This is a genomic window from Phytobacter cepae (genome assembly GCF_054165735.1).
Map to the genome: position 1 here is coordinate 4,124,795 of NZ_CM135107.1, position 20,274 is coordinate 4,145,068.

18 protein-coding genes and 1 tRNA gene are annotated in these 20,274 nt (G+C 45.1%); 7 read left to right on the forward strand and 12 right to left on the reverse strand.

The genetic code is table 11. The annotated features are described in order from the left end of the window. Nucleotides 1-56 precede the first annotated feature (56 nt). Nucleotides 57-1,121 carry an alpha/beta hydrolase gene (locus ACUY4Q_RS19405; RefSeq protein ID WP_458044334.1) on the forward strand — a complete coding sequence of 355 codons (1,065 nt, stop codon included), beginning with the start codon at nt 57-59 and terminating at the stop codon, nt 1,119-1,121. A gap of 169 nt (nt 1,122-1,290) precedes the next feature. Here ACUY4Q_RS19405 and ACUY4Q_RS19410 read toward each other — a convergent pair whose 3' ends face one another. Beyond that, a complete protein-coding gene (locus ACUY4Q_RS19410) occupies nt 1,291-2,280 on the reverse strand; it encodes a DUF4365 domain-containing protein (protein ID WP_352412305.1) in 990 nt (329 codons plus the stop codon). Nucleotides 2,281-2,785: 505 nt separating this feature from the next. Between ACUY4Q_RS19410 and ACUY4Q_RS19415 the strand changes: the two genes are divergently transcribed. Further along, nucleotides 2,786-4,123, forward strand: coding sequence for a HEPN/Toprim-associated domain-containing protein (locus ACUY4Q_RS19415; RefSeq protein WP_458044335.1), 1,338 nt, complete (start codon nt 2,786-2,788; stop codon nt 4,121-4,123). A 27-nt stretch (nt 4,124-4,150) separates the two neighbouring features. Here ACUY4Q_RS19415 and ACUY4Q_RS19420 read toward each other — a convergent pair whose 3' ends face one another. After that, on the reverse strand, nt 4,151-4,330 hold the full coding sequence (locus ACUY4Q_RS19420) for a hypothetical protein (protein WP_015696789.1): 180 nt from the start codon (nt 4,328-4,330) through the stop codon (nt 4,151-4,153). 302 nt (nt 4,331-4,632) lie between these two features. Here ACUY4Q_RS19420 and ACUY4Q_RS19425 point away from each other — a divergent pair, with 302 nt between their 5' ends. Beyond that, nucleotides 4,633-5,484: an aldo/keto reductase gene (locus ACUY4Q_RS19425; protein WP_458044336.1), complete on the forward strand. Its 852-nt coding sequence runs from the start codon at nt 4,633-4,635 to the stop codon at nt 5,482-5,484. Between the two features lie 26 nt (nt 5,485-5,510). Next, the gene (locus ACUY4Q_RS19430) at nt 5,511-6,500 is read left to right on the forward strand and encodes an aldo/keto reductase (RefSeq protein WP_458044337.1); all 990 of its coding nucleotides are present in this window, start codon (nt 5,511-5,513) and stop codon (nt 6,498-6,500) included. Between the two features lie 34 nt (nt 6,501-6,534). Here the strand turns inward: ACUY4Q_RS19430 and ACUY4Q_RS19435 are convergent, their stop codons facing one another. Then, nucleotides 6,535-7,428 (reverse strand): LysR family transcriptional regulator, encoded by an 894-nt coding sequence (locus tag ACUY4Q_RS19435; RefSeq protein ID WP_458044338.1) that lies wholly within the window; start codon nt 7,426-7,428, stop codon nt 6,535-6,537. 148 nt (nt 7,429-7,576) lie between these two features. On the opposite strand from ACUY4Q_RS19435, the gene ACUY4Q_RS19440 reads away from it, so the two are divergent. Next, entirely contained in the window at nt 7,577-8,350 is a 774-nt protein-coding gene (locus tag ACUY4Q_RS19440) for an SDR family oxidoreductase (RefSeq protein WP_458044339.1), read from the forward strand. A 140-nt stretch (nt 8,351-8,490) separates the two neighbouring features. Next, nucleotides 8,491-8,742, forward strand: a complete 252-nt coding sequence (locus ACUY4Q_RS19445) for a YdgH/BhsA/McbA family protein (protein ID WP_458044340.1) — start codon at nt 8,491-8,493, stop codon at nt 8,740-8,742. Between the two features lie 359 nt (nt 8,743-9,101). On the opposite strand, the gene ACUY4Q_RS19450 is transcribed toward ACUY4Q_RS19445, so the two are convergent. The 9 genes from ACUY4Q_RS19450 to proB all read right to left on the reverse strand — a co-directional run bounded on the left by ACUY4Q_RS19450 (nt 9,102) and on the right by proB (nt 18,868). Next, a complete protein-coding gene (locus ACUY4Q_RS19450; RefSeq protein WP_458044341.1) occupies nt 9,102-10,136 on the reverse strand; it encodes a radical SAM protein in 1,035 nt (344 codons plus the stop codon). 4 nt (nt 10,137-10,140) lie between these two features. Then, entirely contained in the window at nt 10,141-10,542 is a 402-nt protein-coding gene (locus ACUY4Q_RS19455; protein ID WP_004110880.1) for a hypothetical protein, read from the reverse strand. Beyond that, complete coding sequence (locus tag ACUY4Q_RS19460) at nt 10,532-10,903, reverse strand: hypothetical protein (RefSeq protein ID WP_458044342.1); 372 nt, start codon at nt 10,901-10,903, stop codon at nt 10,532-10,534. Before ACUY4Q_RS19460 ends, ACUY4Q_RS19455 begins: the two co-directional genes overlap by 11 nt. Next, nucleotides 10,893-13,556, reverse strand: a complete 2,664-nt coding sequence (locus tag ACUY4Q_RS19465; protein WP_458044343.1) for an SMEK domain-containing protein — start codon at nt 13,554-13,556, stop codon at nt 10,893-10,895. The genes ACUY4Q_RS19460 and ACUY4Q_RS19465 overlap by 11 nt, the downstream gene beginning before the upstream one ends. A 576-nt stretch (nt 13,557-14,132) precedes the next feature. Continuing rightward, entirely contained in the window at nt 14,133-14,648 is a 516-nt protein-coding gene (locus ACUY4Q_RS19470) for a hypothetical protein (protein WP_458044344.1), read from the reverse strand. Between the two features lie 281 nt (nt 14,649-14,929). Next, on the reverse strand, nt 14,930-16,144 hold the full coding sequence (locus tag ACUY4Q_RS19475) for a tyrosine-type recombinase/integrase (protein ID WP_458044345.1): 1,215 nt from the start codon (nt 16,142-16,144) through the stop codon (nt 14,930-14,932). A gap of 163 nt (nt 16,145-16,307) precedes the next feature. After that, nucleotides 16,308-16,383, reverse strand: a tRNA-Thr gene (locus tag ACUY4Q_RS19480). Between the two features lie 116 nt (nt 16,384-16,499). Next, on the reverse strand, nt 16,500-17,753 hold the full coding sequence (gene proA / locus ACUY4Q_RS19485; protein ID WP_458044346.1) for a glutamate-5-semialdehyde dehydrogenase: 1,254 nt from the start codon (nt 17,751-17,753) through the stop codon (nt 16,500-16,502). A gap of 11 nt (nt 17,754-17,764) precedes the next feature. Continuing rightward, nucleotides 17,765-18,868 carry a glutamate 5-kinase gene (gene proB / locus ACUY4Q_RS19490; RefSeq protein WP_458044347.1) on the reverse strand — a complete coding sequence of 368 codons (1,104 nt, stop codon included), beginning with the start codon at nt 18,866-18,868 and terminating at the stop codon, nt 17,765-17,767. A 297-nt stretch (nt 18,869-19,165) separates the two neighbouring features. Between proB and ACUY4Q_RS19495 the strand changes: the two genes are divergently transcribed. Beyond that, nucleotides 19,166-20,239, forward strand: coding sequence for a porin (locus tag ACUY4Q_RS19495; RefSeq protein WP_458044348.1), 1,074 nt, complete (start codon nt 19,166-19,168; stop codon nt 20,237-20,239). Nucleotides 20,240-20,274 lie beyond the last annotated feature (35 nt).

Consider the following 20,274-nt stretch of genomic DNA (forward strand, 5'->3'; position numbering starts at 1 on the left):
ATTAACGCTGACAACTCAGATATGATTGAACGGCAAACATAACAGAGGATGTAATCTTGAAGACAATCTTAAAAACGCTGGCCATCTGCGTAATGGCGGGTGGTCTGGTGGCTCAGTCGGTCTATGCCGAGCCGCTGGTCATTCAGGAACAGGGAAGCTTTTCTGCTGGTGGCACCATCATCACCGCACCAGGAAAATTTGACGCGAAAAAGCCGCTGGACTCTGCTGGCCAAACCTATCATGGCGATCATGCCTCAGTGTTCTACCAAATCCCGGAGAATCCGCATAAATACCCTATCGTCATGCTGCACGGCGCAGGTCAGTTCTCCCGTACCTGGGAAAGTACCCCGGATGGGCGCGAAGGGTTCCAGAATATATTCCTGCGTCGCGGGTTCTCAACTTATCTTGTCGATCAGCCGCGTCGGGGCAGCGCCGGACGCACGACTGTAGAAGGTACTGTTACGCCAAAACCGGATGAACAAATGTGGTTCAATCAGTTCCGCGTTGGCGTGTGGCCAGAGTATTTTAAGGGCGTTCAGTTCTCTCACGACAAAGAAGCACTGAATCAGTATTTCCGTCAGATGACCCCGAATACCGGACCGTTTGATATCAATGTCATCTCTGATGCAATGTCCGCCGTCGTGGATAAATCCGGCCCCGCTATCCTCTTCACCCACTCTCAGGGTGGCGGGCCAGGCTGGTACACGGCGATGAAAAATGACAAGGTCAAAGCCATTGTCGCCTTCGAGCCCGGCAGCAGCTTTGTCTTCCCGGAAAAAGAACTCCCAGCCCCTATGCCAAGCGCGTTCGACACGCTGAAGGGTGAACCTGTGCCAATGGCGCAGTTTATGGCGCTAACCAAAATCCCTATTCTGATTATTTACGGGGATAACATACCGGATAAGCCCGTCATCATGCCCGCGCAGGACAGCTGGCGTGTAAGACTGGCGATGGCTCGTGAGTGGCGTGACGTGGTGAACAAGCATGGCGGGGATGTGACGGTGACGCATCTGCCTGAAGTGGGAATCAAAGGGAATACCCACTTCCCGTTCTCTGATTTAAATAATGTGCAGATTGCTGATTTGGTGAGTCAGTTCCTGAAAGAAAAAAATCTGCAGTAGAAAGAAGTCGTATTGAGCCTTCATTATTGAAGGCTCAATATAAACATCAGTTTTACCAAACAAAATAAAATGGGAACGTGACGGTTTGCTTTGAGCAAATTGCGGACATAACGCTCACATTTTCGGCTAGTTTAGATCGCAGCAGAAAACCAGTCCGACAACATGCTTGTTAGGCACTTTTTAAGTACTCTCGCTGAATTTTATTGGTAAGTTCAATCCTCTGTATCTCGCTTGTAGTAAATAGCAACTGCACAAAACCCTCTTGTGCGGCGTGTAAAAGCCCAGTATCTTCTATTTTGTCTTCCGCCTTTAACCTACATTCTAATTCATGGATGAGCCGTAATAATTCTTTACCTCTAGAGGTCAGTGGTGCCATAAAAGATGGCTGCATCGCACGATCATACCAGTCAATCATACAGTCAGAGAAATCAACATCAGCTATACGCTGGTGTACGATGAACTTTATATACTCAAACAGAAAATTATGTTCTGAGTCGCCCACTCCGACACCAAAAGGTGAATTTTGATTTTGCAATTCAACGTCTGCCACGGTCATTGCTACATCCATACCAAAATATAAAGAGCGACAGATATTAGTTAGGCCGGAGCAGAATAGATTGAAATATGATACAGGAAATGAAGCATTGTTACTTTTAGCCTTGATCAAATAGTCAAGAACCTCTTCGACCGACATGAAGTCTTGATCTATGACCGCAAACCCTTCAAAGAGTGTTTTAGCACTGGTAGATTGTAAGACATTTAATTTGGGTATGGTAATACCCTTTGCATCTGTTGGCTTGGCAACTCTTAACACTTGGCGAGCATCTTGCCAATAACTTAAATTAGTATCTGGGTTGTGAATAATTATGAGTACAGGCAACGGAAATCTTTCCCAGTAGAATCGGTGCTTTTCTTCTGGGTGGAAAACCCAATCTCCTTTACTTTCCTTAAAAAAGGATGGCCCTGACTTTATTTGAACAGCTATCATCCTTCCCGTGGCAAACCCCTCGGGACTAACATACTCAATCTGGCCATCAATTCCAACGTCAGCCATTGGAGTTTCACGCCAAATCTGGCCAATTTTTGCTATAGCCTCTGCGACAGCATTTACACCTAATCTTTCTTGAGAATTAGTTTGGTTATATTTGGGGAAATTCATATTTTTCTCGATTGCTTAATGCTGGCCATAGTGGCAGTAGAATCTGGTACAGAATTACGCCAGTAATTTAAGTAACAGGTTTTGCGGTCCGTTGCTCTTTCTGCCTTCTTTCGTGATTTATTCTCAACCTAAATTAATACCGAACTACCTATTTTTCAACCGGTTGTTTACTCAAGCCGAGAAAACAATCCCGGCAAAATCCGTACTATCTTTTCGCCAGTTATTCGAAAATAAATTCATTGTCATCTGCTGTTTTTTTGCCAATGATTTTGAAGATTTTGGGGACACTGTAAAGCTATACCGGACGGCGTTTGTCCGCTTCTGGCACGGCGCGGACGAGTAGCGTTGCTGAAGGCTCCTTGTGAGCGAGAAGTGAACGCAACCGAGGTGGCGTAAGTCCAATTTGCTAAAAACAGAGTATAGAAGCCAGTTCAAATCATGGATGGCCAATCGGCGTATTGGTAGTATTCCGGTACAACGGAAAATGCCATTCAAAGGTTGAACTATGGGTACTGTAATTTCTCTTGAAGTGTCAGGAATGGGGCTAGATTGGAGTAAGAACTCGCTGGGTATAGATCATGGAGGCCTGTTTCAAAGTGCCGATCATCACGTCAAACCACTAAATGAAGATCAAATAGAGGAAGGAGAGGACTTCGACACTCCTGATGGCATCCTATGTCGTACTGTGCTGCGTAAGCCTTTGGGGCAAGTTGCCTACCGATTGGAATTATTGGGTTTCACACTTGAAAATATACGCTATGAGTACGAACTCATGGCTAAAGATTCAATTGAATACCAAGAGGAATTTAACGAATCCTGCCCGGAATATGCAAAGCCGATTAGTAACATGATGAGCTTTGATGAATTCGTTAACTTCATCAAGAGCGTAAATATTAGCGAGCTAAACGATGATTATATTAGCTTAAAAGATAGGAAAAAGGAACGCGAGCTTATCATGGGCCGATTTAATAATGATGAATTATTAAGCAGGATACCTCAATACGACAATACCTTTGATAATGCATGGTCTGAAAAATCTGCTTTTGGGACTTTAGTTAGCATACTACATCCATACTCAGTGATGCGACTTTTGGCCGAAAACCCAAATAATCATAATGAATTCGTCACTTGGGATTACGGAGATCTAGTTTCTGCTGGTTATGCGAATATAAAAGATATTCAGGTAAATGCTCGCAGACGTGACAAGTTCCTGATTGCCACCGAGGGAAGCACCGACTCCAATGTCATCAAATACGCATTGCACCTCTTACGGCCTGATATAGAAGATTTTTTTCACTTTATCGACATGAGTGAAGGGTACCCGTTCACTGGTTCAGGAAATCTGGTTAAGTTCGCTGCTGGGCTCGTAAAAATCGACATTCAAAACTTGATTGTTTTCGTGTTAGATAATGATTGCGAAGGGATTGAAGCATATGACAAAATCCGCAAGCTCGCATTGCCTCACAATATTAGCTGCATTCATCTTCCTGATCTTCCTCATTTCAATCAATTTCCAGCTATTGGTCCTCACGGCGTTACCTATGAAAACATCAATGGCCGGGCTGTAGCGATTGAATGCTATCTGGATCTAAGATTTTCTGATTATGATGAAGCGAAAATCCGGTGGTCAAATTACAAAAAGGAAAGTGATGCTTATCAAGGAGCGCTGGAAAACAAAGACTATTACACGAAAAAATTCATGAAACTAAAACCAGGAAATAAGGATTTTAGCAATTATGATTTTGCCAAACTCGCTATGGTCTTGGATGAATTAATAAAAGCGTGCTCAAAAATCTCATCAGAGATTAGAAAAAATGAAGTAGATGTTCAGTATCCAGACTAAAAAGGCCGCATGCGCGGCCTGTATGAGTTAGCCGATATTGCGATGGCCTATGAGGTACATCACTCGCTGGTAATGTTCCTGCCGGTTGCGGTGAAGTTGTAATCCCTGCTCCCAGGCAATATCTGCAACCCTCTCCGCATCGGATCCGGTGCGCTCATTTTCGCCCCTGGATTGCCAGAGTTTCAAAATCTCAGTATTCACGTTCATTTTCTGTTTCCTGTGTGTTTGGGAACATTCAGCGTCGTGTCACGACTGTGGGAACGCCAACATAATTTGGTGCGGGCAACGAAATATCCTCATCCACTGTTAACGTGAACTGAAGGTTTGACCGTTCCCAGTTGATTAACACATTTTGATGTCAGTAATGTCCGCTCCTGGCACAAAGCCGACCTTCCCCCCTCCCAAAAAATTAATGAACACATCTAATAAACCCTAGCTAATTACCCCATCTAATCGAATAAATCAGTTTGCGTTATGCTTTTCCAACACAACAGCTGAAGGATAAGGTCATGCAAACTGTAAAACTGAACAATGGTATTGAAATGCCCCTGCTGGGCTTTGGTGTGTTTCAGATGTCTGATCCCGTTGAATGCGAAAGAGCCGTTATTGATGCCATCGATACGGGATACCGCCTGATCGATACCGCCGCGTCTTACCAGAATGAAACCCAGGTTGGGAACGCGCTTAAACAGAGCGGTATCGCCCGCAACGAACTCTTTGTAACGACCAAACTTTGGCTGCAGGATACCAATTACGAAGGCGCTAAAGCCCAGTTCGAACGCTCCCTGAATCGGCTGCAGTTGGATTACGTTGACCTGTATCTGATTCACCAGCCTTATGGCGATGTCCATGGGGCATGGCGTGCTATGGAAGAACTGCAGCAGGCAGGCAAAATTCGCGCCATTGGTGTCAGCAATTTCCATCCTGACCGACTGGCCGACCTTATTGCCTTCAACAAAGTGGTCCCTGCGGTGAACCAGATTGAAGTTAACCCCTTCAACCAGCAGCTGCATGCCGTTCCATGGAATCAAAGCCATGGCATTCAGCCGGAAGCCTGGGCACCGTTTGCTGAGGGTAAAAATGGCCTGTTCCAGCATCCCGTGTTAACGGCGATTGGCCAGAAGTACGGCAAAAGCGTGGGTCAGGTTGTGCTGCGTTGGATCTTCCAGCGAGGCATCGTTTCGCTGGCGAAATCGGTGCGCAAAGAACGCATGGCTGAGAACATCAACATTCTCGATTTTGAACTCAGCTCTGAAGATATGCTGCAGATTGCTGCCCTCGACACTGCAACCAGCGCCTTCTTCTCTCACCGCGACCCGGCGATGGTGGAATGGCTGACGGGCCGCAAACTTGATGTTTAAGTCGCGATAAAAGAGGTATTCATTCAATGCTAAAACGTTATCTGGGTAAATCCCGACTCGAAGTCTCCGCGCTTGGGCTCGGTTGCATGGGCTTAAGCCACGGCTATGGTCCGGCGACCGATACTCGTCAGGCTATCGAGCTCATTCGCGCAGCGGTTGAACGTGGCGTCACCTTCTTCGATACCGCTGAAGTGTATGGCCCCTTCCTCAATGAAGAAGTTGTCGGCGAAGCCTTAAAACCGTTTCGTGACCGTGTGGTCATTGCCACTAAGTTTGGTTTTACTTTTGGCGACGACAACAAGCAGCAGATTTTAAACAGCCGTCCGGAGCATATCCGTGAAGCTGTGGAAGGATCATTACGCCGTCTTAAGACTGATGTCATTGACCTGCTGTATCAACACCGTGTCGATCCGGATGTCCCGATTGAAGATGTTGCGGGTACGGTAAAAGACCTGATAGCTGAAGGCAAAGTTAAACATTTCGGTCTGTCCGAAGCGGGTGCGCAAACCATTCGTCGTGCGCATGCCGTACAACCTGTCACGGCCCTACAAAGCGAATACTCAATGTGGTGGCGCGAGCCTGAGCAGGAGATCCTGCCGTTACTGGAGGAACTGGGTATTGGTTTTGTGCCCTTCAGCCCATTAGGCAAAGGATTCCTGACGGGATCGATTAAGCCAGGAACCACTTTTGGCAAGGATGATTACCGCAGCACCGTGCCGCGTTTCGCCGGGCAGGCGATTGAAGCCAATGAAAAGCTGGTCTTATTGCTGGGTGAACTGGCGGCAGAGAAAGGCGTGACGTCTGCACAAATCGCGCTGGCATGGCTGCTGGCACAAAAGCCGTGGATTGTTCCTATCCCTGGTACCACGAAACTGCACCGGCTGGAGGAAAACCTGGGGGCCGCCGACATCATCCTTTCTCAGGATGACTCGCGACGGATAACCCAGGCGCTTGAAACGATTAAAATCGTCGGCGAACGTTACTCCCCTGAGCACCAGGCTCGCGTAGGCCGTTAATACCCGGACGGGTCCGCTGCAATTGGCGGACCCGTTATTCCTGGTAGCGAAGTGCATCGATCATCAGCGCAAAAGCGGGCGGATGCTGCTTACGGCTCGGGTAGTAGAGGTAATATCCGGGGAAAGATGGGCACCAGTCCTGCAAAACCTGAATAAGCTCTCCTGACTTTATATAATCCTGCAGCCTGTCTTCAGGTATACAGGCGATGCCAAAACCGGATAAAGCAGCATCAATCCTTTCCGCTTGCAGATTAAACGTCACCTGCCCTTCCACTCTGACCCGTAACGGTTTCCCATCCTTCTCAAACTCCCAGTGGTAAAGTCCACCGACAGTCGGCAGGCGCATATTGATACAGCGATGGTTTTGTAGCTCGTGCGGCGTTTCAGGGGCAGGGTTTGTAGCGAAATAAGACGGTGCACCCACTACGGCCATTCTCATGTCTGGCCCAATTCTTACCGCAATCATGTCCTTATCCACGCTTTCCCCCAGACGGATCCCGGCATCAAAACGCCCCTCAACAATATCGACAAAGCCGTTATCAACGACCAGTTCAACATTGATTTCCGGGTATTCCCTGAGGAAGGGTTTTAGCTTCGGCCATACCAGACTTCGCACGGCATGCTCCCCGGCAGATAAACGGATATTACCGGAGGCAGTGCCGTTCAGCTGAACCAGCGATTCCAGTTCCTGCTCGAGATCGGCAATACGCGGTTCAAGGCAGGCAATGATTCTCTCACCGGCCTCTGTAGGGGCTACGCTTCGGGTCGTACGGGTCAGAAGGCGGATATTTAGCCTCTCCTCCAGCGCCTTCATCGCATGGCTGAGTGCAGACTGAGAAACGCCCAGTTTGCCCGCCGCTTTGGTAAAACTTCGCTCCCTTGCCACCACAAGAAAGATTTGCAGTTCGTTGAAGTTTTCTTTGAGCATCGGCGATTTCCTTATGGAGGCATTCCCTTCATCGCACACTTATGAAGGGTGTTCATAGACACAATCATTTTAGCCCTGTTACTGACAATAATGATAATTGATATTCTGACCGTATCGAAAATAAGTCTGAATTATCAGTAAGTTTATCATGAGAATACTCGTTGCAGGGGCAACAGGAAGTATTGGTCTTCATGTCGTGAATAGCGCTATTGAAATGGGCCATCAGCCCGTGGCGCTGGTCAGAAATAAACGCAAAGTGAAATTGCTTCCTCGTGGAACGGATGTTTTTTACGGCGATGTTTCAGTGCCTGAAACCCTCACCGATTTGCCGAAAGATATTGATGCCATCATCTTCACGCTCGGTTCCGATGGTCAGGGTCATATTGGTGCCAGGGCGATAGATTACGGCGGAGTGCGCAATATTCTACGAATATTCAGGGATACGCCTGTTCGCATCGGCTTAATGACTACGATTGGCGTAACTGAACGGCTCAGCACCTGGAATCAACGCACTGAGGTTCATGACTGGAAAAGGCGTGCCGAGCGTCTAGTCAGGGCCAGTGGTCACCCCTATACCATCGTCAGGCCCGGCTGGTTTGATTACAACAATGATGATGAACACCGAATCGTTATGCTTCAGGGAGATCGTCGCCATGCAGGAACACCGGAAGATGGTGTGATATCCCGGGAGCAAATCGCCCAGGTTCTGATCAGTGCCCTGACCCACGACGAGGCAAAAAATAAAACGTTCGAGCTGGTGGCTGAACGAGGTGAAGCACAGCAGGATCTTACCCCACTGTTTGCAGATCTGCTGGCTGATGATCTACAAAAAATTGATGGGATTTTAGACATAGACAATATGCCTCTCAGGGAAGAACCGGAGTGTATTGTTAACGAGCTGAATTTGTATTCTAAAAATTAACTAATCTACAAGCCTGACAATTTTGTCATATAGCGGTCAGCCTCATGACAGCTTGGGTCTGTATATTTGAATACACAGGTGGGGGAAGTTACTCCTGATACAAGACCAGTTTCAAGCATATTGTTATAGAGGTACTAGATATGAAAGCAATACTTATTACTACATTGGTTATGGGATTTATTTCCGTGAGTGCCGCCTCTGCCGCCCAGGAAATTAATCGTGCAGATGGGAAAGAAAAGATAGGTGTAGTCTCAGCCAGCAATGCCTATACGCTTGATGAGTTATCGGATGCGCTCTCTCGTAAGGCTGATGAGCAAGGAGCAACATCGTTCAAAATTCTGTCAACCACGGGGAATAACCGGCTACACGGGGTTGCTGAAATCTATAAGTAAATCAGATGCATCCCAAAAAGGATGTGCCACAGCCCTCTTATAGTGAGCGTCGATCTATGTTCAGAACAGAAGACATCATCGATGAGATAACTCAATGGATTGATTCAAACTTGCATAACCCGCTGAAGATAGGGGATGTTGCTCCGAGGGCAGGATACTCCAGGTGGAATCTTCATGCGGATTTTTATATACTTTAAAGAAATTTGACGTGATAAATATATAAGAGATATGAAACTTAGTCTTGCAGCAGAGGTGCTTATTGAGACCAATATTGATTAACTCAGGCTTAATCTGACCTCCCCCCTAACGAGAACATATTAGGGAGCAGGGCCAATTAAGCTATAATTATAGAAACCAATTCATCGAGATCCACAAACAACAACTTCGTCAAATAATGGACAGCCATTCATGCATGTCGATTTATGACCGCATGGACCACAACGTTCTGAACTAAAATAATTGCGAAACGCTTGCATATTCTGAGACTTCGTCCAAATATCCAAAAGTGAAGATTCATTATTAAATGAATCCCCGGCGGCCAAACCACTCTGAAAAGAGCAAGGATATACCCTAAGATCCTCAGAAACATACATAGAGAACCGGCCTGCATCACACGCGTCCACCATTGATGAGTTAACATTTGTTCTTGCAAATACACCACTTACACAACAAGCATCAAAACCAACCTTAAGTTTCCTCCGTGAAGATGTCGCTAATTTAAAAAACTCATCTAATCTCGAACTATTACGTAACATTCTTTTTTCAAATATTTTTCGGCCAGATGGTTTGTAATTTAAAAAAATGATAGCATTTATATTATAAAGAAATTCTGGTGGTTCGGTGAGCCATTCAATCGCAGTATTAATGCTTGTTGCGTCTAAAATAAAATGTACGTTGACTTTGATTTTTTTTGCAACAAGTTTAGCGATCGTTTTAGCAGCCTCGTGATAGGGAGGATATGCTGAAACAGCTACCGCGCCACAGAACTTTCGCGTTGCCTCAAGTATTTCATCACTCAATCCACGTCCATTAGTTGTGAAGTTTGGGACAACTCCCTTGGATACTGTATATTCGAGTATCTCGATGAAATCAGGGTGTTGATTTGGATTACCTCCACCTAAAGCTACTTGAAAGGTTCCCATTGCTGCAGCTTGGTCAATTATCTTCTTGTAGTCAAAAACCTCCATATGCTCACCACGAATAGTCGATGATTTATAACAAAAAGAGCATCCTTTATCGCACCAGTTGGTTATAGATATATCCATCAACTCTGGTCCGTGAGGAGACCAGAATGGCTCGGGTTTGCCCTTTTCAGGCACACGAGCGAAGAATCCAGTATCTGGATTAAAAAAAGTTGCATATCCCAATGATTTGTATTGAATGGCTTTTAGCATATGGCTACCAATAATTATTGTAAGCATTGATATAGAAATGGTCTGAATCGATCTCAAACATAGCCATGCATAGAACTGATTCCGCTAAAGAGCCATCGCTGCTTAACGTTGAAGTGATGACGCGCTTTCCCTGATCAATTGCAACCTTCATTTTTTCAATAACTTCTGGGGTGAACTCATGCGACCCTGAAAATTTATCAGCTGCAATTTTAGTCGTAAGCTGCTCCCCATATTGTTGGAGCGACGTACTTATTTCGTAAAACATCTGACTAAATAAATCCCCCACAGGACCATCTCTATCTACACCTGCAGCGCGAAGAAAAACTTCTTCAGTCAATTCATCGTCCGAAATGTATACAAATGACGTTGATGAGCTATTCGAAACGAAGTCAAGTTTAAGCTTCACTTTGTTCTCCTCCTAGTTTTGTAATACATTCAATTACAGCATCTAACTTGTTATCTTCATATGCTTTGTCAATGACCTGCGGAAGCCAAGTCACAATGAATATTCGGTCAGCGTCTATATCATGTTCGCTCAAAACTTCACCGTAACGGATTTCCACATAATCAGCTAAATGTGCATATTCTACAGAATAGTATCGATGGAACTCGTCTTTGACTTCAATAGATGATAGGAATAAAGCATCATAGACGGGGCCGAATAACTGTTCGCCAAGCCCGCCATTAGTCACTCCCAATGCTGAAAGGAAATCTTTTAGATCGGGCTTCCACGAAGTAGGAAGGACTAATTTTACCTCATCCTTCATAGCCTGACTCTCCTTTAAATATTTCTTTCAAACAGTTCTGTACTTTAACTGATACTGCATTTGTACACGTATTCATAGCAGCGATAACCTCTTTTTCATTTTTAAACCTCACGAAAAAATTAGTTACCGTCTCGCTTTCAGACCAAAGTGCATGTGGTAAGAAAAATAATACAAGTGCCAGAGATGGAGCTCCCAACTGCAGTTTTTTTTCTACACTTAGTTTTAGAAAACTAGAGAGTAAACCACTAACGCGACTTCGCCAACTTTCACTACTATAACCAAAAGAACCCGAGAATACTGATTTAATGAAAACCCCTGACTCTGATTCATTTAGCCTGTTAAGGTAGTTAAGTAATATACTTACATTCAAACACTCAGATTCATCTCTTTTTTTGAAAAGAAACCAGAAAACCTGCCGAAGCTCTCTATCTGTAGACTCGCCCATTAATACAGCTTCCAACCGCGCTACATCCTGATGCGTCTGAATATCTGCCGATAGAAGATGAAGGTTATTTAAATAATGAGTTTTGAAATCATCAAATTTTTCACAAGCAGATTGAATACATTCATTTTTTTGCTTCCTTGCCAATAAATAGACATAACGGAAAAAACCTTCATAGATAGGCCAACCTGATACTTCCCCCATTATTTCATTTACTTTTTCTGCATGTGATACTGCCAACTCTGAAACAACATAGTAAGCCAATAAAAAATCCCGCAATTCATCATATGTAAACGAGATATTTTCAACCCCGATGGATGAGAGTCCGATAGAAGGGACTTCTCTGCGTAGAATAATGTCTTCCCCTATTAATTTTTCAACAATTTGTTTTTCCGATTCATCAAAGCTTTCTATCGATACCTGGGAAAAGTTTTTATTATTCAGCATATGAGAGCAAATTTTATATATTGACCTTAAAGCTTTTTGCTGCGAAACATTTGGGAATTCTTTAAGCTTCATAATCAAATACTGCTCAAACATATCCCCTTTATAGATATCAGACACATAACCAATATTTTTCCCTTGGTTAATCTCGCAAAAAATTCGCAGCAAGATAAGATCATTTTTCAAAAAATCTTTTGCATGACCGGAAAATTTAGATTTGATTTTAAAATGTTCAATATAAGACTTTAGTAATCTCGCCTTATTATTTTCTGACATTTCCTTTCGAAGATTCTTAACTCGATAAAGATACGTGGAAAATTGTGGTTCAAAAACATCAGAAAATTTGTGATCAAAAAATTCATTTCTACAAGTTATTAATACTTTTACAAAATCATACTGAACTAACCCTTCCAAAAATATTCTTAATTCAGCAACAAAGCCGTTTAAATCTCCAACTTCATTTATTCCATCGATAGCTATTATAAAAGGTTTTTTACACTCTTCAGCAACACTATTAAGCAAAGTAAAAAGATCGTGTAGATGTGAAATACTTGGAGCGAATCGATTATTTGTTATATATGATAAAATCCGATTGGGGCCAGTATAGTCATTCAATGAGCGTGCCGGAATGAAGATCGTGGGAATTTCAAATGCTCTAAACTGATGCTCAACTAAGTCACAAATGAAGTTTGTTTTTCCTTGCCCTGCCATGCCGGTAATCAAAAAAATTTTCGCCTGAGCAATAATTATTTTTTTCAATATTTTTTCAAGTGAGCTATATATGCCACTTCCGCCAGACTGGATTCCTAATCTAAAGACTTCCCAATAATCACTTGAATCCTCACTAGATTCATACCTTTCAGCCTTTTCACCATACCATGAAAATTGAGATACAACTTTTTGAATTGCATCGATTACATCGTATTGTTCTATCAAACGTGTTCTAATATCAAATAGATTTGTAGGCTTGCTTAGGTTTAATATTTTATATAAGTCATCGGTAATGGGCGTTATCTTTGCCATTCTCAATAACTCATTAAATTTAGCTATATTGATTTTTCGAATATCATCATCAATTTTTCTATAAAAAAACATTGGATTTGCGAAATACCGCATTTCTTCCTTTGTATCTGACGTTTCAACAAAGACAGAAGGAATATATTTTTTTGTCAGTTTTTCATCTTCTATTTTTTTCTGGCTAACCTCAAGAAATTCAACTAAATTGGCGTGAAATTTTAATTTAGAATCGGCTGTTAGGAACCCTTCTTCAAGATAATCATTAATTTTTTTAATTTCGCCGTTAGTGAGTTCTTCAAATTTCTTCGCCAAGTCTCGAAAGTCGAGAATGTTGTAAGAAGTATCAAAATCAATTGAGAGTTGACTCACCACTGATGCCAAGCCTTTAGAAGTATAAGAACTTTGCTTCTCAGAAATGACATACATGTAGAGCTTGTCAAAATCGCTATGTAGGTTGTGGGAATCAAATTTTTTAAGTGTTTCGCATACCTTACTACTTGACGGATCCGATGTTATTTGAATTGATGTTCTGCTTGTTTTACAACCTAAGTCTACTGCTGGAAAATTCATTTGAATGCGGTTTTGATTGCACAAATCAGGGCAATCATAAGCTACTGAGAATACTGGAATTAGAAAATCTTCCGCGAGAGTGTTTATATCAAATAAACCCATTGCATTTGAGACCTTCACCTCGTGAGCAAAACGCCCCAGTAGAGAGATTGATCGTTGTAAAAGTTCTTGCCGTGTCATATTTATGTCAATTCAATCAACTTGTTGGTTTCGTTGTTTATATATGTTCGTTTACGAACACGCCAAAGCTCTTACTGATATGCTAAAGCGGTGTTGATGATCTTGCAACTTTACAATCGTTGTACTATTAAGCTAATCAGAAAAAATTTTGCATTTACCATGAAGAATTATCATTTAATTGATTTAGATCAAACTTCCAATCATTCAATCCTATAATTTTACCATCGAGTATTTTCACAACTAAATGCGATGGAGTTTTATTAACATAAACAGATAGAAGATTAATTTATATTAGTTAATTTTTTGTTGGATATTATTCCTGATGATGTGTATAAATTTTCATCCTAATTTCATTATAATCCTCTATTTTAGCTACATATCCGTATGCTTTAATTTATTAAATTATAAAGATTATTTTGCAGAAATACACTGATCTTTCTTAAATTCATAAAAATGAGAGGCGGATGATTTAGATAGTAATACATTAACTTGCTTTATATCACTAGAATCCGGTTTTAAAAATAAAAAGACGTATCCTGATAAAACCATAAACAACGTTGTTATGACATTCATTAATCATGCGATATTAAACTGACCAGTAGTATAACCCCATCCATTATTTCCTAACAATAACAAAACGAAACCACCTGCAACAAATATACATATGCACATACGTAGCCATGACTCGTAAGCTTTTTTATTAAATACTAGTTTGCTTTCATCGATCTCAATGAAACGAATACATTTGAATATTGAATCATCGACATACAACTCCTCTTTAACCGATAGATGCATTAAATAGTAACATAGTGCTCTATATCTATCTTTTACACCGTTTGTTGCTAAAGGTAATGCAGCACCACGAAGGCGGTTGTTGATAATGTCCATGTCATGAGAGTTTGAATGCTCTGATAATTCTAATAATAACTTTGCTTCTTTTAACTGCTCAGAATGATGACGTTTGATTTTATGATAACAATCTATTACATCCTTAAATTTAAATACGAGAAAAATAAACCCTATAAATAAAATAAAGTCGGGCTTAATGGATGACAACTTATCCCAGATCTTAAAAAAATCTTCGAAACTCATTATGTTCCTCTTGATCTTAAATTGTTGATAGTATGGTTAGTATAATTTGTTATGGGTAAAATAACACCTCATAACTTATTTAAATATCAATTCTGTAATTTGTAATGATTGTATTGAAATTAGTAACTAAAAGCCTACGCTTGGTACTTGCTGGCCACCCGCCTTGCATTTATAACACATTAAAATAAAACATTCCTTTGTTAAAGGTTTTAGAGAAAAGAGAAAAAATACTTAGAATCTATTTACATGAAGGCCGGGATAAAACCGGCCTAAATCCCCCCTTATACGCCTGAAACTATTTCTTTCAGAATAGAAGTCACGCTATGTTCAAACCCATCCACATAATCTCCATACCATTGCATCATCTCTCTCCTGCCTTCCAGATACAACGCATGGTTGTACGTCCCACGGATCGCATTCTTATCGACATGCGCAAGCTGGGTTTCAATCCACGCCGTATTGAACCCTTCCTCATGCAAAATCGTACTCATCGTGTGACGGAAACCATGCCCCGTTACCTTCCCCGTGTATCCAATCCGCTTGAACACCTGATTTATACTCGCTTCGCTCATCGTTTTACGGGGGTCATTCCTTCCTGGAAACACCAGAGGATATTGCCCAGACATCACTTTGAGCTGCTGTACGATCTCCAGCGCTTGGGTAGAGAGGGGCACCAGATGAGGCCGTTTCATCTTCATTCGGTCGGCAGGAATTTCCCACACCGCTTTCTCAAGATCAAACTCACTCCAGAAAGCACCCCGAAGCTCACCGGTGCGAACTCCCGTAAGGATCAGCAAACGTGCGGCAAGAACAACCAGCGGGCTGCCTGTATAGCCAGAAAGAGCTTTAAAGAAGTCTGGTAACTCCTCAACGGTAAGGAAGGGATAATGCTTCGATTCATGCCCTGACATCGCGCTGGTTAGATCCGCAGCCGGATTGTATTCCGCACGACCAGTAACGATGGCGTAGCGAAAGACTTCGCTGCAGCGCTGGCGAACCTTCTTGGCCTTCTCTGTCGCACCACGGCTTTCCATTCGACGCAGTACATTCAGCAGAACAAGAGGCTTAATTTCGTTGACTGGCTGCTGACCGATATATGGGAAGATATCTTTATTAAAGGCCTCCAGAATGTCAGAAGCATACCCTTCTGACCATCTGCTCACCTTCGTACCGTGCCACTCAAGCGCCACAGACTGGAACGTATTATTGAGCTGCACATCGCGAACCAGCTTTTCTTCTTTCTTTGCGAAAGACGGATCGATACCCTCGGCCAGCTTTTTCTTGGCTTCATCACGTAATGCCCTCTCTTGTGCAAGAGACACTGCTGGATAAACACCAAAAGCCATACGCTTCTCTTTTCCATTGAAGCGATATTTCATCCGCCAGTATCGGGAACCAGAGGGAACGACTTCAAGATACAAACCAGCACCATCTGCCAGCTTATAGGCTTTCTTTCTGGGTTTAGCTGCATCTACCTGTCGCGCATTTAGCTTCATTGGGGGCATCTCCCTGGACCGAACACAGAATGCCCCCACTTATGCCCCCAACTGTAACTTGATTCCGGTTGAGTCCAGTTGATAGCAGGAGATAAAATACGGGCTAGAAACCACAGGATACGGGCTTTAAGTTGATTTCGGTAGACTTGAGAAGAGTTTGAAATGGTGCCGATAATAGGAGTCGAACCTACGACCTTCGCATTACGAATGCGCTGCTCTACCAACTGAGCTATATCGGCCCTGAGAGGGACGGGATTCACGTTGTGAACCACGGGGCAAAAGGTTAGATCTAACGGGGTGATGCGTCAATGCCCTTGCGAATCAAACGGCTACTTTTGCATCACCCTGCGGTTATTTAGGCACGAATGGTATCGTCACCAAAGCCGATCCACTTATAAGTGGTCAGCGCTTCAAGCCCCATCGGACCACGTGCGTGCAGCTTCTGCGTACTCACCGCCACTTCCGCCCCCAGGCCAAACTGGCCGCCATCGGTAAAGCGCGTAGAGGCGTTAACGTAAACGGCAGAAGAATCCACTTCATTAATAAAGCGATTCGCGTTGCTGAGCGTACGCGTCAGGATGGCGTCAGAGTGCTGAGTGCCATGCTCGCGGATGTGGGCGATAGCATCGTTGAAGTCGGCCACTATCTTCACGTTCAGATCCAGCGACAAAAACTCATCGTCATACTCTTCTGCTTTTACGGGCACAACCGTAGCCGGGCCGGATTGCAGCGCCGCCAGTGATTGCGCGTCAGCATGAAGCGTCACGCCGCTGTCAGCCATCTGCTTGCTCAGGGCAGGCAGGAAGGTACTGGCAATGCCTTGATGCACCAGCAGCGTTTCTACGGTGTTACAGGTGCTTGGGCGCTGGGTCTTCGCATTGACGATAATCTTCAGCGCCGGGGCAATTTCTGCGGTGTTATCAACAAAGATATGACACACGCCGATCCCCCCGGTGATCACCGGAATGGTGGACTGCTCGCGACACAGCTTGTGCAGGCCAGCGCCGCCGCGCGGGATCAGCATGTCGATATACTTGTCCATGCGCAGCATTTCGTTGACCAGAGCGCGATCCGGGCTTTCAATCGCCTGCACCGCCCCGGCGGGCAGACCACACTCTTCAAGTGCTTGCTGAATCACTTTGACCGTCGCGGCGTTGGTCCGCCAGGTCTCTTTCCCACCGCGCAGAATCGCGGCGTTGCCCGTTTTCAGGCACAGCGAGGCGACATCAACGGTGACGTTCGGGCGCGCTTCATAAATCACGCCGATCACGCCCAACGGTACACGGCGACGTTCGATGCGCAGCCCGCTGTCCAGCAGCCCCCCGTCGATCACCTGCCCGACCGGGTCAGCCAGTTGACAGACCTGACGTACGTCATCAGCAATCGCTTTTAAACGAGCCGGCGTCAGGGCCAGGCGGTCGAGCATCGCGTCGCTCAAACCATTACGGCGCGCTTCCAGTACGTCCTGCTCATTCGCCAGCAGGATTTCTTCGGTCTGGGCTTCCAGAGAGTCAGCTATTTTTTCCAGAACGCGATTTTTTTCGCGGCTGGAGAGCAACGCCAGTTTGTACGAGGCGGCTTTGGCAGCCATGCCCATTTGTTCCAGCATACTTCTGCTCCTTAACGGATGATCATGTCATCACGGTGCACGGCCACCGGGCCATACTCATAGCCGAGAATGGCGTCGATTTGCTGCGAGTGATGACCCGCAACACGGCGCAGTGCATCACTGTTATAACGGGTGACGCCGTGAGCGATATCGCGGCCTTCGAGATTACGGATACGGATAACTTCACCACGGGAGAAGTTGCCTGTCACGTTTTTAATCCCTTTTGGTAATAATGAGCTTCCGCGTTCCAGAATCGCTGCCGTTGCTCCTTCGTCGACGGTGATTTCACCGGCCGGTGGCGCACCGAAGATCCAGCGCTTACGGTTCTCCAGCGGAGAAGCCTGAGGATGGAAACGGGTGCCAACCGGGGTTCCGTCCATCACATCGGCAATCACGCCAGGTTTGCTGCCCGCGGCGATCACCGTTTCGATACCCGCACGGCAGGCAACATCGGCGGCCTGCAATTTGGTTCCCATCCCGCCAGTGCCGAGCCCGGAGACGCTGTCGCCTGCAATGGCACGCAGGGCATCGTCGATGCCGTAAACGTCTTTAATGAGCTCAGCGTTCGGGTTATTACGCGGATCGGCGGTGAAGAGACCTTGCTGATCGGTCAACAACAGCAGTTTGTCCGCTCCGGCCAGGATTGCAGCCAGAGCGGAAAGATTGTCGTTATCGCCGACTTTGATTTCCGCCGTGGCAACGGCGTCATTTTCATTAATGACAGGAACAATATTGTTGTCGAGAAGCGCACGCAAAGTGTCGCGGGCGTTGAGAAAACGCTCTCTGTCTTCCATATCCGCGCGGGTGAGCAGCATTTGCCCAATATGGATACCGTAAATAGAGAAAAGCTGTTCCCACAGTTGAATCAGGCGGCTTTGGCCCACGGCAGCCAGCAGCTGTTTTGAGGCGATGGTGGCGGGCAGTTCCGGGTAACCCAGGTGCTCGCGACCGGCGGCGATAGCGCCAGAAGTAACAATAACAATGCGGTGCCCAGCGGCGTGTTGTTGTGCGCACTGGCGGACCAGTTCAACAATGTGGGCGCGATTCAGGCGGCGTGAGCCCCCGGTTAACACACTGGTGCCTAGTTTCACCACCAGCGTCTGGCTGTCACTCATGATTCTCTGCCGTCAACGTGTAAGAAAAAAAGTAAACCGCCTTTGTAACAGGATCGGCAGCAACTTCCAACTGTGAGTTTTCACAACGTAAGAAAATCCTTGAAGCCAATCAGAAACTGTACTTACAAAACTTGACGTTTTTATTACAAGGGATGTAAAACACGATTTCTAAAAAATAAATAAGAATTGTCATAAAACTTTAATTCGCAGACGTTAAAAACTCACCTGAATTTTTCAAGTGAGCGGCGACGCTCGGTGAATCGAAGCGCGTTAATTAAAAATAAATCAGGAAACATAATGAAAAAAACTACTTTGGCATTAATGATGATTGGCGTTGGTGTTGTTTCTGCATCTTCACAAGCCGCGGAAATCTACAACAAGAACGGTAACAAACTGGATCTGTACGGCAAAATCAAAGCTCAGCACTACATGAGCGACGATGCCTCTCAGAACGGTGACAAAACCTATGCACGTCTGGGCTTCAAAGGCGAAACTCAGATCAACGATCAGATGACCGGCTTTGGTCGCTGGGAAACGGAATTCGCAGGCAACGCGGATGAAAGTAACTCCACTCAGAAAACCCGTCTGGCCTTTGCTGGCCTGAAAGTGAAAACTCTGGGTTCTGTCGACTACGGTCGTAACCTGGGTATCCTGTACGACGCAGCAGCCGTTACCGATATGTTCCCTGAATTCGGCGGCGACTCTCTGACCCGTACCGACAACTTCATGACCAAACGTACGACTGGCGTTGCAACCTACCGTAACACCGACTTCTTCGGTGCGGTTGACGGCCTGAACCTCGGCCTGCAGTACCAGGGTAAAAACGAATCGGGTCGTGCTGCGTCTAAACAGAATGGCGACGGCTTCGGTGGTTCTCTGTCTTACAACTTCGGCGGCAGCCCGTTCACCGTAGTGGGTGCTTACGCGAAGTCTGACCGTACCGTGGCTCAGGAAGCACAGCAGTTCGCCTTCGGTAGCGAAAATGCTGAAGCATGGGCAACGGGTGTGAAATTTGACGCCAACAACGTTTACCTGGCTGCAATGTACGGCGTGTCTAAAAACATGACGCCGATCGGCAGCCGTGGCTTTGCCAACACTGCTGACAACTTCGAAGTGGTTGCGCAATACCAGTTCGACTTCGGTCTGCGTCCGTCCGTGGGCTATGTTCAGACCAAAGGCCATGACATCGAAGGTTACGGTGACCAGGATCTGGTTAAATACATCGATGTGGGCGCAACTTACTACTTCAACAAAAACTTCTCCGCCATGGTTGACTACAAAATCAACCAGATCGACGAAGATGCCTTCACCCGTCTGGTGGGTATCAGCACCGACGACGTGGTTGCCGTGGGCGTGACTTACCAGTTCTAATTGCTGCCGGCATAAAAAAACGCCCTTCATTGAAG